Annotated in this window: 10 protein-coding genes, 1 tRNA gene, 3 pseudogenes and 1 other annotated feature; of the genes and pseudogenes, 13 read left to right on the plus strand and 1 reads right to left on the minus strand. The window is 49.5% G+C overall.

The genetic code is table 11. The features are described from left to right. The first annotated feature begins 170 nt into the window (after positions 1-170). The 12 genes and pseudogenes from DW965_RS06295 to ilvC all read left to right on the plus strand — a co-directional run bounded on the left by DW965_RS06295 (position 171) and on the right by ilvC (position 14,834). The gene (locus tag DW965_RS06295) at positions 171-1,088 is read left to right on the plus strand and encodes a LacI family DNA-binding transcriptional regulator (protein WP_243036461.1); all 918 of its coding nucleotides are present in this window, start codon (positions 171-173) and stop codon (positions 1,086-1,088) included. A 256-nt stretch (positions 1,089-1,344) separates the two neighbouring features. Further along, positions 1,345-3,189 (plus strand): alpha-amylase family protein, encoded by a 1,845-nt coding sequence (locus DW965_RS06300; RefSeq protein WP_119198156.1) that lies wholly within the window; start codon positions 1,345-1,347, stop codon positions 3,187-3,189. A 113-nt stretch (positions 3,190-3,302) separates the two neighbouring features. Continuing rightward, entirely contained in the window at positions 3,303-4,172 is an 870-nt protein-coding gene (locus tag DW965_RS06305) for a YihY/virulence factor BrkB family protein (RefSeq protein WP_117812879.1), read from the plus strand. 72 nt (positions 4,173-4,244) lie between these two features. Then, positions 4,245-4,497: a binding site (T-box leader), on the plus strand. Positions 4,498-4,661: 164 nt separating this feature from the next. Next, positions 4,662-5,708, plus strand: coding sequence for a phenylalanine--tRNA ligase subunit alpha (gene pheS, locus DW965_RS06310; protein WP_022461828.1), 1,047 nt, complete (start codon positions 4,662-4,664; stop codon positions 5,706-5,708). Between the two features lie 31 nt (positions 5,709-5,739). Further along, positions 5,740-7,488, plus strand: coding sequence for a phenylalanine--tRNA ligase subunit beta (pheT, locus tag DW965_RS06315; protein WP_330420959.1), 1,749 nt, complete (start codon positions 5,740-5,742; stop codon positions 7,486-7,488). Beyond that, positions 7,482-8,183, plus strand: a complete 702-nt coding sequence (locus tag DW965_RS20990; protein ID WP_330420960.1) for a hypothetical protein — start codon at positions 7,482-7,484, stop codon at positions 8,181-8,183. The genes pheT and DW965_RS20990 overlap by 7 nt, the downstream gene beginning before the upstream one ends. Before the next feature lie 20 nt (positions 8,184-8,203). Then, positions 8,204-8,835 (plus strand): annotated as a pseudogene (locus DW965_RS06320) (histidine phosphatase family protein). Between the two features lie 318 nt (positions 8,836-9,153). Continuing rightward, positions 9,154-10,178 (plus strand): annotated as a pseudogene (locus tag DW965_RS06325) (aldo/keto reductase). Next, positions 10,175-11,119, plus strand: a complete 945-nt coding sequence (locus DW965_RS06330) for an AEC family transporter (protein WP_022462279.1) — start codon at positions 10,175-10,177, stop codon at positions 11,117-11,119. The pseudogene DW965_RS06325 and the gene DW965_RS06330 overlap by 4 nt, the downstream one beginning before the upstream one ends. 107 nt (positions 11,120-11,226) lie before the next feature. Further along, the gene (locus DW965_RS06335) at positions 11,227-13,029 is read left to right on the plus strand and encodes a glycoside hydrolase family 2 protein (protein ID WP_117804051.1); all 1,803 of its coding nucleotides are present in this window, start codon (positions 11,227-11,229) and stop codon (positions 13,027-13,029) included. Positions 13,030-13,150: 121 nt separating this feature from the next. After that, positions 13,151-13,657 (plus strand): acetolactate synthase small subunit, encoded by a 507-nt coding sequence (ilvN, locus tag DW965_RS06340; RefSeq protein ID WP_022462281.1) that lies wholly within the window; start codon positions 13,151-13,153, stop codon positions 13,655-13,657. 158 nt (positions 13,658-13,815) lie between these two features. Beyond that, a pseudogene (ilvC, locus tag DW965_RS22055) lies at positions 13,816-14,834 on the plus strand (ketol-acid reductoisomerase). 157 nt (positions 14,835-14,991) lie between these two features. Here the strand turns inward: ilvC and DW965_RS06350 are convergent. After that, complete coding sequence (locus DW965_RS06350) at positions 14,992-15,348, minus strand: sporulation initiation factor Spo0A C-terminal domain-containing protein (RefSeq protein WP_022462283.1); 357 nt, start codon at positions 15,346-15,348, stop codon at positions 14,992-14,994. Between the two features lie 265 nt (positions 15,349-15,613). Between DW965_RS06350 and DW965_RS06355 the strand changes: the two genes are divergently transcribed. Beyond that, positions 15,614-15,687: transfer RNA gene (locus tag DW965_RS06355), tRNA-Pro, on the plus strand. Positions 15,688-15,767 lie beyond the last annotated feature (80 nt).

Consider the following 15,767-nt stretch of genomic DNA (forward strand, 5'->3'; position numbering starts at 1 on the left):
ATCGAAAATCGGCGACTGCCGTTCCCTTTTTTAAAAAATCACCGAAAACAGATTTTTTGTGCTATAATGGGCGAAAGCAAAAAACAGTTAGAAAATGACGAGGAGAGAAACATGGCGACAATCAAGGACATAGCGCACGTGCCGGCGTTACGGCGACGACGGTTTCCCGCGTGATCAACAACCGCGGATACATCAGTGAAGAGACAAGAAAAAAAGTAACGCAGGCGATGCAGGAGATGAATTACCAGCCGAATGAGCTGGCGCGTTCCCTGGCAAAAGCGCATTCCAATACGATCGGGGTTATCGTTCCGCACATCTCGCACCCGTTTTTCAGTAAAATGATCAGTGCACTCGAGAGCGCGGCGGCAAAGCGGGGCTACAAGATTCTGCTCTGCAACTCGAAAGATCAGCCGGAGAAAGAAACCGAATATCTCGATATGTTCATCTCCAACCGTGTAACCGGCGTTGTGATGGCAAGCCGCGATGTGCAGATTGAAAAGTTTCATGATCTGAAAATTCCGATCGTCAATTTCGAGCGAGAGGAAAATACGGAGGCCATTACGATCCAGTGTGACAACGAGCAGGGAGGAGCGCTTGCAGCATCGCATCTTGCGGACTGCGGCTGCCGCCATCTGCTTCATTTCGGCGGAATCGTCGGAAGAGATATGCCGGCGGACCGGCGTGCGGATGGATTCCTGCGTGTCTGCCGGGAGCGGGGGATTGAAGGGGAAGTTCTTTTGAGTGACCGCTTAAGCTACGGCTCCATGCACTATGAATCCTATATTGAAAAGGGCCTTCTGGAGCACCCGGAGACGGACGGCATTTTTGCAAGCAGTGACCTGATTGCCGCACAGGTACTCCAGCGCCTTTACGCCATGGGAAAACGGGTGCCGGAGGATATTAAAGTTGTCGGGTTTGATGACACTGTGATCGCCGGGATTACCACGCCTTCCATCACGACGATTCATCAGCCGATTGAGGAAATGTCGGAGCTTTCCATTGCGTATATCGATCGGAGAAGAAAGGGAGAGATGGTGCCGAATGTGACGACCATGCCGGTGAGCCTTGTGGTGCGTGGTTCGGCGTGAAACAGAAAAAAAGAGAGAGACTCCGCGGAAAAAATAAGCTGCGGAGTCTTTTTCTGTTCCAGAAAGTAAACGATAGACAGAAAATGGTAAAAAAAGACAAAGAAAAAGGCTGAAATTTGTTGAAAAATACAGTATGTAAACGGTTGACATATAATTGCGGCAACGGTATACTGCAAGTGAAAGAAACGTAACACAGATTTTCCGTTGCCGGAACGCTGTGACAGGATAAAGAATAAGATAAAGGAGAACGAACAACATGACAGTGGAATATCAGAGAAGACTCGAGAAACACTATGATGAGCTGAAATGGCTCTACTGCGAGCTGTATCCAAACGGACAGGGAAGATTTGAAGAGCTCTGTGCGAGCATGGAGCAGTGGTACAAAGAGCGGAATAAAAAATGGAAAGCACTCGACCGTAAGAGAGAAAAACAGAAGAACTGGTATAAGAGCCAGAAAATGCTCGGCATGATGCTGTACATCGATGCATTCGCAGACAACATCAGCGGCCTTGAGGAGAAGCTGGATTACTTAAAAGCGTGCAACGTGAATTATCTGCACCTGATGCCGTTCCTTGCCACTCCGAAAGGAAAGAGTGACGGCGGCTATGCCGTTGCCGATTACCGTACCGTACAGCCGTCCCTTGGAACGATGGAGGATCTGGCTGCACTCTCTGAAAAATGCCACGACCAGGGCATGAGTCTCTGCATGGATTTCGTTATGAACCACACTTCCGAGGATCATGAGTGGGCCAGACGTGCACTTGCCGGAGAAAAAGAGTATCAGGACCGCTACTTCTTTTTCGATAACTACGACATTCCGTCCGAATATGAGAAAACCTGCCCGCAGGTATTCCCGACAACGGCACCGGGCAACTTTACATGGAGAGAGGACTGTCACAAATTTGTCATGACAACATTCTACCCGTACCAGTGGGATCTGAACTATGCGAACCCGGTTGTCTTCAATGAGATGGTCAACAACATGCTCTATCTCGTCAACCAGGGAATCGATATCGTCCGCATCGATGCCGTTCCATACATCTGGAAACAGATCGGCACCACCTGCCGTAACCTGCCGCAGGTACATACCATTGTCCGCATGATGCGTATGATCACCGAGATCGTCTGCCCGGGCGTTCTGCTGCTCGGCGAGGTTGTCATGGAGCCGGAAAAGGTTGTTCCGTACTTCGGAACTCTGGAAAAACCGGAGTGCCATATGCTGTACAACGTAACGACGATGGCATCCACCTGGCACACCATTGCAACGGCAGATACCCGCCTGCTGAAACATCAGATGGATATTGTGACGAGACTGCCGAAGGATTATGTCTTCCTGAACTATCTGAGATGCCACGATGATATCGGCTGGGGCCTCGATTACGAATGGCTGAAACAGTTCGGCATCGCCGAGGCACCGCATAAAAAATATCTGAATGATTACTTCCGCGGCTATGTGGAGGGAAGCGATGCAAGAGGAGAACTCTACAACGACGATCCTGTTCTGCAGGATGCGCGTCTCTGCGGAACGACGGCTTCTCTCTGCGGTCTTGAGGCGGCAGGCTTTGAGCAGAATGAGGCGAAGACCGAACAGGCGATCCAGAGAATTGAGATGCTGAACGCATACCTTTTCATCCAGTCTGGTATTCCGGTTATCTACAGCGGCGATGAGATCGGCCAGGTCAACGATTATTCCTACAAAGAGAGTGAAGATTCTGACCGCGCAGCCGACAGCCGTTATCTGCACCGCGGCCACTTCCGCTGGGATCTGGAGCCCCAGAAGGAGAAAAAAGGAACGGTTCAGAATCAGATTTTTGCTTCGATGAAAAAGATGGAGGAGCTGAAATTCAAATACCGTCCGTTTGAGGGTGAGGCGGATGTCTGGACTGAGGAAACGTATGATACGGCGCTTCTCTGTGTCTGCAGAAAATCCGGCAATGAGATGGTAACAGGTCTCTTTAACTTCAGCAATGAAGACCGCACGGCCTGGATCAATATGGGTGAGTTCACCTGGAAGGATCTGTTTACCGGCGAGAAACGTGTTCTGCGCGGCGTTCCGGTTCCGGCACGCGGTTACGCATGGTATTACCGGAAATGGAATTAAATCCCTTGCGAAGGAAAGAAAAGTATGATATGCTTTGTAGGCTATCCTGAAGTACGATATATGTGCAAGAATGGGACAGATTCACGAAAACAAAGAAAAGGCGGTTTTGCCAGATGATAAAAACAATCCGCGGTTTTATGAAGCGCCTGAATGAGGACCATGTCGGTGCTTATGCAGCGCAGAGTGCGTATTTCATTCTTCTTTCCTTTATTCCGTTTGTTCTTCTGGTCGTTACGCTTGTAAAATATACGCCGCTGACACGCGACGATGTTTACAGCGTTCTGATCAATATGCTGCCCACGGAGTTCCAGAGCTACGTGGGCGGTATTGTAAATGAGATCTTTTATCAGTCCGTTGCCTATATGCCGATTACGATCATCACAACGCTGTGGTCGGCGGGAAAGGGCATTGCGGCGCTGACAAACGGGCTGAACAGCATTTATCACGTAACAGAGACACGTAATTACATCATCAACCGGCTGCGGGGCATGGCATATACCTTAATATTTGTCGCTGCATTCCTCACCAGTCTGGTGCTTCTGGTCTTCGGAACCCGCATTCAGAATAAGCTGACGGAACATCTGCCGATGGTGGCGCGCGTGACATCCTCTATCATGGGCATGCGTACCCTGATTACGACAGGCGTGCTGGCGGTTCTGTTCCTGGTGCTGTATAAATGCATTCCGAACCGGAAGGCGAGCTTTAAGAGCCAGTGCCCGGGCGCACTGATCTCATCCCTTGCCTGGTCTATTTTTTCCCTTGCATTTTCCATGTACCTCGACATCGCGCTTGCGGCGTCCAATATGTACGGCAGTCTGACGATGATCGTGTTTATCATGATCTGGATGTATTTCTGCATGTGGATCCTTCTGATCGGCGCGGAGATCAACGCGTATTTTGAGGATAAACTGCGGAAACTGCAGAATGCGGCGATCGAGCATTTTATGGAAAATAAAGAGACGAATAAAGAAGCGGGAAAATAATGGCTTGACATCCGGGGGTCAAGACGGTACAATAAATATTGTTTATGAAAGTTTTATAAATAATCTAACAGGAAAAATGCTGTGAAGATGTTCAGAGAAATATTTTTTCCGCCAGAGAGAGGGAGTCATCGGCTGCAAGCTCCTTCAGGTTCAGGAATATTTCAAATTTCGCATTGGAGCAGATGTCCGGAACGTATAGCAGGATACTGGAAATGCAAGTAGGGACAGACGTTTGGTGTACGTTACAGCACCGGTTATGAGTGTCTGCAGGAAGTATCTGCAGAAATCAGGGTGGTACCGCGAAATTTCAGATCTCGTCCCTTTGTGGGGCGGGGTCTTTTTTTGTGAGCAACGAGCCAGACAGCCATGCTTGCATGGATATTTGGCGACTGCCACGAAAATCAGATGCTCCGCTGTTTGCAGCGGGGTATCTGACTGTTTTTCACATTTACCATCAAACAAGCAAGAAAAAGAAAGTAGGAGAGTCAAATGCAGGAAAAAAGTGTATTAACCGGCCATCTGTCTGAATTAAAACAGAAGATTGAAAATGGACTGGAAGAGCTGAAAAGCTCCAAAGAACTGTATGAATTTAAGAGCGAGTATCTGGAAGGAAAGAAAAGTAAGATCAGCGGGCTGATGAAAGAAATGAAAAACATTGCCCCGGAAGAGCGCGCAAACTACGGTAAATCCGTCAATGAGTTAAAAGAGTGGGCGCTTGGCCGCTTCCAGAAAGTGGAAGAGGAGATGAAAGAGCGCGAGCTGCAGAAGAAATATGAGTCCGAGAAAATCGACCTGACCCTTCCGGCAGAAGAGACAGCGATCGGAAACCTTCATCCGGTTACCTTGATCCGCAAACAGCTCATCGACATCTTTGCAGGCATGGGCTTTGAGGTATACGAGGGAAGAGAAATCGAGACCGATTACTACAACTTTACTGCACTGAATACACCACAGGATCACCCGGCAAGAGATATGCAGGATACCTTCTATCTCTCCCCGGAATTCCTGCTTCGTACCCAGACATCGGCAGGCCAGATTCATGTCATGGAAAACAAAAAGCCGCCGATCAAGATCCTTTCCCCGGGACGTGTTTTTCGGTCTGATGACGACGCAACCCATTCTCCGATGTTCCATCAGATGGAGGGACTCGTTGTCGACAAAAACATCACCCTCTGCGACCTGAAAGGAATGCTCGACGTACTCGTACAGAAGATCTACGGCGAGGGAACGACAACACGTCTTCGTCCATCTTACTTCCCGTTCACGGAGCCGTCCGTTGAGGTAGACTGCAGCTGCTTCGCCTGCGGCGGAAAAGGATGCAGCCTCTGCAAGGGAACCGGCTGGATCGAGGTCCTTGGAGCAGGTATCGTAAACAAACGCGTGCTGGAGAACTGCGGCATTGATTCAGAAGAGTACAGCGGCTTCGCTTTTGGCATCGGCCTGGAGCGTATCGCCATGCTGAAATACGGAATCAACAACATCAAACTGTTATTCGGTTCCGATCTGCGGGTTTTAAATCAGATTAACGAGAAATAAAGACGAAACAGTTTGAATTTGGAGGTTTAATATGTTAGTACCGTTAAGTTGGCTGAAAGAATATGTAGATATCGATGTTACCCCGGAAGAACTGGAGAAAAAACTGTTCGACGGCGGTTTTGAAGTAGAAGAGCGTTATCAGGTGGGAAAAGACATCAGCAACGTTGTTGTCGGTCTGGTGGAGGGCTGCGAGCCGATCCCGGAGACCCATCTTCATGTGTGCCAGGTAAATGCAGGAGAACACGGCGCCATGCAGATCTGCTGCGGCGCAGACAACGTGCACACCGGCGGAAAATTCCCGGTTGCCCTTCCTGGCGCTTCTGTTTATGCAACAGCAAAAGATCATAAGACCATCGAGGGTGTTATGACCATCAAAAAAGGAAAATTAAGAGGATATGAGTCCTGCGGAATGCTCTGCTCCGGCGTGGAGCTCGGCCTTACCGAGGATCTGTACCCGGGCGCAGGCTACAACGGACTGCTTGTTCTGCCGGAAGATGCCGAGCTTGGCGCAGATGTCAAAGAGCTGACAGGTCTTGACGACTGGATCTTTGATATCTCCCTGACTGCAAACAGACCGGACTGCCAGAGTATCCTCGGTATCGCAAGAGAAGTATCGGCGATGCTGGAAAAACCTTTAAAAATGCCGGCAACCGATTACACCGAGACGGATGTGGAAAAAGAAGGCTTCTCTGTCCGCGTGGAAGCTCCGGAACTCTGCCCGCGTTACAGCGCTCATTACGTATATGACGTAAAAATCGGAGAGTCCCCGGCATGGATGAAACGCCGTCTGGCACTCGTCGGCATGTCCGCGATCTCCAACGTGGTTGATATCACAAACTACGTCTTAAAAGAGATCGGCCAGCCGATGCATGCTTTTGACTGCTCTTATCTGGAAGGCAATGAAATCTGTGTCAGAAGAGCAAAAGAAAATGAAAAGATTGTGACCCTCGATGAGCAGGAATACACAATGAATGAGAACAACCTCGTGATCTGCGACGGCGTAAAACCGGTTGCACTTGCCGGTGTCATGGGAGGCTTAAACTCCGAGATCCGCGACACGACAGAGGCTGTTATGTTTGAGTCCGCAAAATTCGCACGCGACAACGTCAGAAAGACAGCCCGTGCGCTTGGAAAAGCGACGGATGCCAGTGCAAGATATGAGAAAGGCGTGGACGAGTATTCAACCGTACTTGGTATGAAACGTGCGCTGCATCTGATGGAAGAGCTTGGCTGCGGTAAAGTTTCCCGTACCCATTTCGATGTGAACACCGGAAACTCCATCGATCCGACTCCGATGACCGTCAGTGTCAGCAAAGTAAACGGCGTACTCGGTATCGAAGTTCCGGAAGCAGAGATTCTCCGCATTATGAAAAACCTGAACTTTGCACCGGAAATCAACGGCGATGAGCTGACCATCCAGGTTCCGGCTTACCGTGAGGATATGCTGCCGGAGGGAGAGAACGATGTCGAGCGCTATCCGGACGTGGCAGAGGAAGTCATCCGTATGTACGGCTACGATCACGTAACCGATACCTTCCTTTCCGCTGCACAGGTAACGATGGGCGGCTACAATGAAGAGCAGAAAGGCGAGCTGGCACTGAAGAATACCTTATGCACCATGGGTATCTACGAGTGCATGCATTACTCCTTCTTCTCCCCTGCAGATCTGGATCTCTTGAAACTGCCGGCAGATGCAAAAGAGAGAAATGCCATCGAGATCATCAACCCGATCAACCAGGATCTGTCCCTGATGCGTACCACACTGGCAGCTCCATGCTGAATGCCATTTCCAGAAATGAGAAACAGGGCACCCTTGAAGGAAGACTGTTCGAGGTAGCAAGCATCTACATTCCGGAGTCCCTGCCGCTGACATCCTACCCGGATGAGAGAAAAGTTCTCTGCGTCGGAACCTTCGGAAACAACGAGAGCTTCTTCACTATGAAGGGCATCGCCAACACCATCGCCGAGAGCATGGACATTGAGTTCACCTACGAGCCGGTTCAGAAATCCTTCCTGCATCCGTATCAGGCAGTGAAAGTACTCTGCGAGGGTACAGAAATCGGATACTTCGGAAAAGCAGCATACGATATCCAGAACGAGCTGAGCATGCGTACTTCCGCTTACATCATGGAGCTTGACTTAAAAGAGCTCTCCAGATGGTACGGCAAAAAACGCACCTTCCAGCCGATCTCCAAATTCCAGGAGGAGAAACGTGACCTGGCATTTGTCATGGACAAAAACATCAGCTGCGGCGATGTAGAGAACTGTATCCGTGAGGCAAACAAATACGTAAAAGAGATCCGTCTGTTCGATGTTTACGAGGGCGGCCAGATTCCGGAAGGCAAGAAGAGCATGGCGTTCACCGTCACCTTTGCACCGAAGGAAGAAGCATTTGACTTCGAAAAAGTACAGAAATTTGTCGAGAAGATCTGCAAGAAACTGCAGAATGAGTTCAACATCGAACTGAGAGGCTGATTTTTATGAAACTTTATATCATGCGCCACGGTGAAACCGCGTGGAACGTAGAAGGCAGACTGCAGGGCCAGACGGACACCGAGCTGAATGAGAACGGTGTCCGTCTGGCGAAAGTGACGGCGGAAGGACTGAAAAATATCCCGTTTGACCTTGGAATTTCCAGTCCACTGCGCCGCGCAAAGCACACGGCAGAGCTCGTCCTTGCGGGCAGAAATGTGCCGCTTACGACCGACGACCGCCTGATGGAGCTTTCCTTTGGCTCCTGGGAAGGGCTTGGATGCCGGGCAAACAATTTTGAGATTCCGTCTGAACACTTCGACGATTTTTACAGAGATCCGTTCCACTTCCGCCCGGCGGGAGACGGAGAGACGATCCAGGAGTCTGCGACCGGGCAGAAGCGTTCTATCATGAGCTGACTGCGAAACCGGAGCTCCAGGACAAGACGATCCTGATCGCCACCCACGGCTGCTGCATGCGTGCGCTGCTGCGCAATGTCTATGAAGACAAGAACGACTTCTGGCACGGCGGCGTGCCGTACAACTGTGCGGTCAGCATCATCGAAGTACAGAACGGTGTTTCCACGCTGCTTGCGGATAATAAAATCTATTATGATCCGTCGGACTGCGTAAACTTTTATAAAGAAGTAAAATAAAAAATGATATTCAGAGGCAGACATAAAAGGAAAGTATTTCCCTTTGTGCCTGCCTCTTTAAATCGCGTTTGCCGTCTGACAGAAAGTGTGATACTATAGAAATAACGGATTTTAACACCAGTAGACAAGAAGTCCCCCGTTTCTGAAGCGGTGGGATGAATTGCTAAAAGAAACATAACGGCAGTGGCGGGCGGAGAGAAATCGGTATTCTCCACTGACATGATGCAAGTCACAGTCGAACTATTTTCGATATGTCAGACTCCGTGAAATACCGACTATGAGTTGAAACAATGAAAGCGAAAAAGGAGGAACATAAGTATGTCCATGGTAACACTGGGAAGTACAGGAATCTGTGTAAACAAGAACGGCTTCGGCGCGCTGCCGGTACAGCGTGTCACGAAAGAAGACGCTGTTTATCTGCTGCGCAAAGCGTATGACGGAGGCATCCGCTTTTTTGATACCGCGCGTGCCTACAGCGACAGCGAGGAAAAATTAGGCGCAGCGTTTGAGGAAATGCGTGAGAAGGTCTTTATCTCTACGAAGACGATGGCAAAGGATGTGGAGGGCTTCTGGAAGGATCTGGAGACAAGCCTTTCCCTTTTGAAGACGGATTACATCGATATCTATCAGTTCCACAATCCGTCCTTCTGTCCTAAGCCGGGAGATGGAACCGGCCTGTATGAGGCGATGCTGGAAGCAAAAGCACAGGGAAAAATCCGCCACATCGGTATCACGAACCACCGCATGAGCGTGGCAGAGGAGATCATTGAGTCCGGTCTTTATGAGACGCTGCAGTTCCCGTTCTGCTATCTGGCAACGGACCGTGAGAAAGCACTGGTACAGGGATGCAAAGAGAAAAATATCGGCTTTATCGCAATGAAAGCGCTCTCGGGCGGGCTGATCACAAACTCCGCGGCTGCATATGCTTTTGAAGATCAGTACGACAACGTGCTTCCGATCTGGGGCGTCCAGAGAGAAAAAGAGCTGGACGAGTTCTTAAGCTACATTGCCTGTCCGCCTGCCATGACGGATGAAATCAAGACGATCATCGAGAAAGACCAGAAAGAGCTCTCCGGCAACTTCTGCCGCGGCTGCGGTTACTGTATGCCATGTCCGGCAGGCATTGAGATTAACACCTGCGCGCGCATGAGCCTGCTTCTGCGCCGTTCCCCGTCCGCCAACCAGCTCACCGAGCGCGGCCAGGCGATGATGAAGAAAATCGAGGTTGTCTCCACTGCGGCGCCTGCATGAAGAAATGTCCCTACGGTCTGAATACGCCGAAGCTTCTCGAAGAGAACTACGAAGATTATAAAAATGTACTGGCAGGAAAAACACTGGTATGAGTAATCTGATCTTCAGCCTGAACGCGACGATGCCGATCTTCCTGACAATGATTTTGGGACTTTTCTTTCGAAAGGTTGGTATTCTGGACGAATCGTTCACAAGCAAAATGAACAAATTTGTGTTTAAAATCGCACTCCCGGTGCTGCTGTTCCAGGACCTGTCGGATTCTGATTTCTCCGCTGTGTGGGATATCAAATTCGTTCTGTTCTGCTTCTTTGCAACACTGCTCTCAATTCTTGCGGTATGGGGACTTTCCCATCTCTTAAAAGAGAGAAGTGCAAGAGGCGAATTTATCCAGGCGGCGTACCGGAGCAGTGCGGCGATCCTTGGTATTGCCTTTATCCAGAATATCTACGGAAATTCCGGCATGGCGCCGCTGATGATCATCAGCAGTGTGCCGCTGTATAATATCATGGCGGTTGTCGTTCTTGCAGTATTCCGTCCGGAACGGGAGGAGATCACGGCAGATTTTGTGAAAAAGACGGCGAAAAATATCGTGACAAACCCGATTATCCTCGGGATCGCTGCAGGACTTCTCTGGTCGGTGCTTCGCATTCCAAAGCCGGTGATTCTGCAGAAAACGGTGCAGAATATTGCGGTACTTGCAACGCCGCTCGGCCTGATTGCGATGGGGGCGTCGTTTGAGGCAAAGAGCGCGGCAAAGAATATCCGGCCGTCGATTGCTGCAGCTGCGATTAAGCTGGTCGGTCTTGCAGCTGTCTTTCTGCCGATCGCCGTGATACTTGGCTTCCGTCAGGAAAAATTGGTGGCAATCCTTGTGATGCTGGGTTCCGCAACGACGGTGAGCAGTTTTATCATGGCGAAAAATATGGGTCATGAGGGAAGTCTGACGGCAAACACCGTTATGCTCACAACGTGCGGCAGTGCCTTTACGCTGACGTTCTGGCTGTATCTGATGAAAACGCTGGCGTTTATCTAACCGGATTGTGAATATCCGCTTTGATTTTCAGTACACCAAAAGCGTGTCCGGGATTTTGTACGGGCACGCTTTTATCAATCATAAAAATCAGAAAAAGAGGGAAAAGAATGGACTTCAAAAATGCGGTCAAAGCATTACAGATTGGAAAAAAGGAAGGAAAAAAATTCCGCCTTTCTACGGAATTTGGGAAAAATCCGGAAGAAGAGCTCCCGTTTCCGGAATATCCGCGTCCGCAGATGCGCCGGGAAAACTGGACAAATCTGAACGGATGGTGGGAGTATGCGTTCACGGAAACGCAGAAAATGCCAAAACAGCGGGACGGAAAAATTCTCGTTCCGTTTTCCCCGGAGTGCGATGCGTCCGGCGTGAAGCGGCAGCTGCTTCCAAAAGAATATCTGTGGTACTTCCGCACGATTCAGCTTCCCAAAATTCCTGCCGGAAAACGGCTGCTGCTGCAGTTCGGCGCCGTGGATCAGGATGCGGTAATTTACTGCAACGGAAAGCGTGCCGGAGGCCATCTCGGCGGGTATCTTTCTTTTTCAGTGGATCTTACGCCGTATCTCAAAACGGGAGAGAACGAGCTTGCCGTCAAGGTGCGCGATGAGACGGACACGGACTGGAAGGGCCGCGGAAAGCAGAGCCTTACCCCGGGCGGCATGTTTTACACCGCGCAGAGCGGCATCTGGCAGAGCGTCTGGATGGAATGGGTGCCGGAGACGTATCTGGAACGCATCGTGATCACGCCGGAATATGATACGGCGAGCGTAAAAGTACGGGTTTTCCTCAACGGACCGGATGCGGGACTGACGAAAAAAATTACGGTGCGGGAGAGCGAAGCGCCGGATGCGAAGGTGATCTGCGTCCGGGAGACGAGAGAAAACGAGGCGGAGCTGATTCTCGGTAATTTTGCAGGCTGGAGCCCGGAACATCCGCATCTCTATGGGGTTTCCATTGAAGCGGGAGAAGACCGCATCGAGAGTTATTTCGGCATGCGCAAATTCGGCATTGGAAAAGATGAGAAAGGAATCACGCGTCTTCTCTTAAACGGAAAGCCGTATTTCCAGAACGGTGTCCTCGACCAGGGTTATTGGCCGGAAAGCTTCTACACGCCGCCGTCCGATGAGGCGATGGTTTATGACATTAAGACGGCCAAACGCCTCGGTTTCAATATGATCCGGAAACACCTGAAAGTTGAGTGCGCAAGATGGTATTCCCACTGCGACCATATCGGTATGCTGGTGTGGCAGGATATGATCAACGGCGGCGGCCGGTCGATTCAGACGTTCCTTTTGTACCTTCCGACCGTACTGCCGTTTGTGACAACGGAATTCAGGGATAACTGTTATCCGCTCTTTTCGCGGACCTCAAAAACGGGAAGAGAGTGGTGGAAGCGGGAGTGCCGCGAGACGGTTCATCAGCTTTACAATGCACCGTGCGTGTCGCTCTGGGTTCTGTTCAACGAGGGATGGGGACAGTTTGATGCCAGGGAGATGACAGAAATGGTGCGCGCTCTCGATCCGACGCGGCAGATCGACCACGCGAGCGGCTGGTACGATCAGGGAGCGGGGGACATCAAGAGCCTTCACAATTACTTTCGTCCGTTAAAAGTAAAACCGGAGGAGCGCGCGTTTGCTTTTTCTGAATACGGCGGCTATACGTATCCGGTACAGGAGCATCTCTACTCCGAAAAATCGTTCGGCTACCGCACGTACCAGAACCAGACACAGTACCAGAAAGCGATGAATGCACTGGCAGAAAAGATAAGAGAACTCACAGAACAGGGACTTGCCGCAGCAGTCTACACACAGCTTACCGATGTCGAGGAGGAGTCGAACGGCATCCTTACGTATGACCGGAAGGTATGCAAATGGGAACCACAGGAGGCAAAAGATTTTTGCTCAAAAGAATAATTTGGTAAAATTTTTGTTGACAAAGTGAGGATAAGTTGCTAATATATTGGATAAGGCGTTGGAAGTTGTAAGAAATTGCTGAAAATCCGCGGCGCCTGCGGATGGAGGAAAGTTGGTGTTTATGGAACAGAAAAGAACATTATCCCTGCTGGTGGATAATACGCCGGGACTTTTAAGCAGAGTAGCTGGTCTTTTCAGCCGACGCGGATACAATATCGAGACGATCACCGCCGGTGTGACAGCAGACCCGCGATACACAAGAATGACTGTTGTTCTGTACTGCAGTGATGAAATGATTCTGGAGCAGATCAAAAAACAGCTGGCAAAACTTGTCGATGTGCGGGATATCAAAGAGCTGAAGCCGGACGAGAGTGTCAGACGAGAGCTGATGCTGGTCAAAATCCGTGTGAATGAAAATGAACGCCGCAATGTCATCGCCATCTCCGATGTCTTCCGTGGAAGAATCGTGGATGTGGGACAGGAAAGCCTGATTGTAGAGCTGACCGGAAACCAGTCAAAGCTCGAAGGGTTCCTGAATCTGGTACAGGGATACGAAATCCTGGAACTGGCCAGAACAGGAGTGACAGGACTCTCCAGAGGAGCCCACGATGTGCGTTACCTCGATTAACGCAGATCACATTACATACGTTTGCTGGAGGAATGAAATTTTTGTATAGAAAAGTTCATTTCCCTGACAAACAGCAAAAGGCAGAAATGCTTTTCGCTGTATAAATTGACCGACCTGCCGCCGGTCAAGACATTCTATATATTATGGAGGAAAATAAAATGGCAGCAAGACTTTTTTATCAGGAAGATTGTAATCTCTCTTTACTGGAAGGCAAAAAAATCGCAATTATCGGCTACGGAAGCCAGGGACATGCTCATGCACTGAACCTGAAAGATTCCGGCTGTGATGTTATTATTGGACTTTATGAAGGCAGCAAATCCTGGGCAAAAGCAGAGGCACAGGGATTCAAAGTATACACCGCTGCTGAGGCTGCAAAACAGGCTGATATCATCATGATCCTGATCAACGATGAGAAACAGGCTGCAATGTACAAAAAAGATATCGAGCCAAACCTGGAAGAGGGCAACATGCTGATGTTCGCTCATGGTTTCGCTATCCACTTCGGACAGATCGTACCTCCGAAGAACGTAGATGTAGCTATGATCGCTCCGAAAGCACCTGGCCACACAGTAAGAAGCGAGTATCAGGCTGGCAAAGGAACTCCTTGCCTGGTTGCTGTTGAGCAGGATTACACCGGAAAAGCTCTGGACAGAGCACTGGCTTACGGCCTTGGAATCGGCGGAGCAAGAGCTGGTCTTCTGGAGACAACCTCAGAACTGAGACCGAAACAGACCTGTTCGGTGAGCAGGCAGTTCTCTGCGGCGGTGTATGCGCCCTGATGCAGGCTGGATTTGAGACTCTGTGCGAGGCTGGATACGACCCAAGAAACGCATACTTCGAGTGCATCCATGAGATGAAACTGATCGTAGACCTGATCTATCAGTCGGGATTCTCCGGAATGAGATACTCCATCTCCAACACAGCCGAGTACGGCGATTACATCACCGGACCGAAGATCATCACAGAAGAAACCAAGAAGACCATGAAGAAGATCCTTTCCGATATCCAGGATGGTACTTTCGCAAAAGACTTCCTTCTGGATATGTCCCCAGCAGGCGGACAGGCTCACTTCCGTGCAATGAGAAGAAAAGCTGCAGAGCATCCGTCAGAGAAAGTCGGAGAAGAAGTCAGAAAACTGTACAGCTGGAGCAACGAGGACAAACTGATCAATAACTAATCGGTTTGCTGTCAAATGATCCATATCGGGAGGCTGCCTTTGCGGGCAGTCTCCTTTTTTGTTCTATCGTTTTATCATAGAAAAAACACTTCCGCGCCATGCATATCCCCCAATATGATAGGGCGCGGAAGTGTTATCTTTTCTGTATTCGTTTTTTTTATGCCTCCTGACGACAGGCAGGAAAAGCACGGTAGTATTTGATATAAGAACTTAAAATATCAAAAAATTCGGAATTGGTCGGTTTTGTCAGAACCGGATGCACAGAAAGCGAAAAGAGCAGATCACGGTTTCCGCGGGTCCAGCAGACGGAAATAGCGGTGCGGATGTCTCGTTCGACGCAGGAGGACGATACCTGAAACGTTTGCGCGATCTTTGGGTACAGCGTTTTGCTGACCCGAAGGAGATAATCTTCGTCTTCCATGCATAAAGCGATACCATAGGCGAGATAGCGAAATCCGCGGTATTTTGCACCAATTCCTAAAGAGTGTAGTAGAAAGTAAATTTCAGTTTCCATTACGATGTCTCCTTTTATTCAGTTTTTACATAGTCTTTGCAGACGGGCATGCCAGAGGTGAAAGTTTGTATGGCATACGATTTTCCCCTTTCACTTATGATACGTGGAAAACGTCGAAAAATTACATATTCAGAAAGAAAAAGTGACAATATAGTAAAATAAAAGAGAATATGACACGAAATAAAGAAATAAATGTAATGAAACGGGAGAGGGAAAAATAACATTGATTTTTCAGAAGTTCGCTGGTATAATGAAAACATGATTACGGGGTATGGCGTAGCTTGGTAGCGCGCACGGCTGGGGGCCGTGAGGTCGCAGGTTCAAATCCTGTTGCCCCGATCGGTAAGAGTGTCGTTTTACGGCACTTTTTTTCTTACGGACAAAGACGTGTGCGGAAGAAAAATGAATTGCGCAGAAAA

The organism is Blautia sp. AM47-4, from assembly GCF_003479865.1.
GTDB classification, from domain to species: domain Bacteria; phylum Bacillota; class Clostridia; order Lachnospirales; family Lachnospiraceae; genus Fusicatenibacter; species Fusicatenibacter saccharivorans.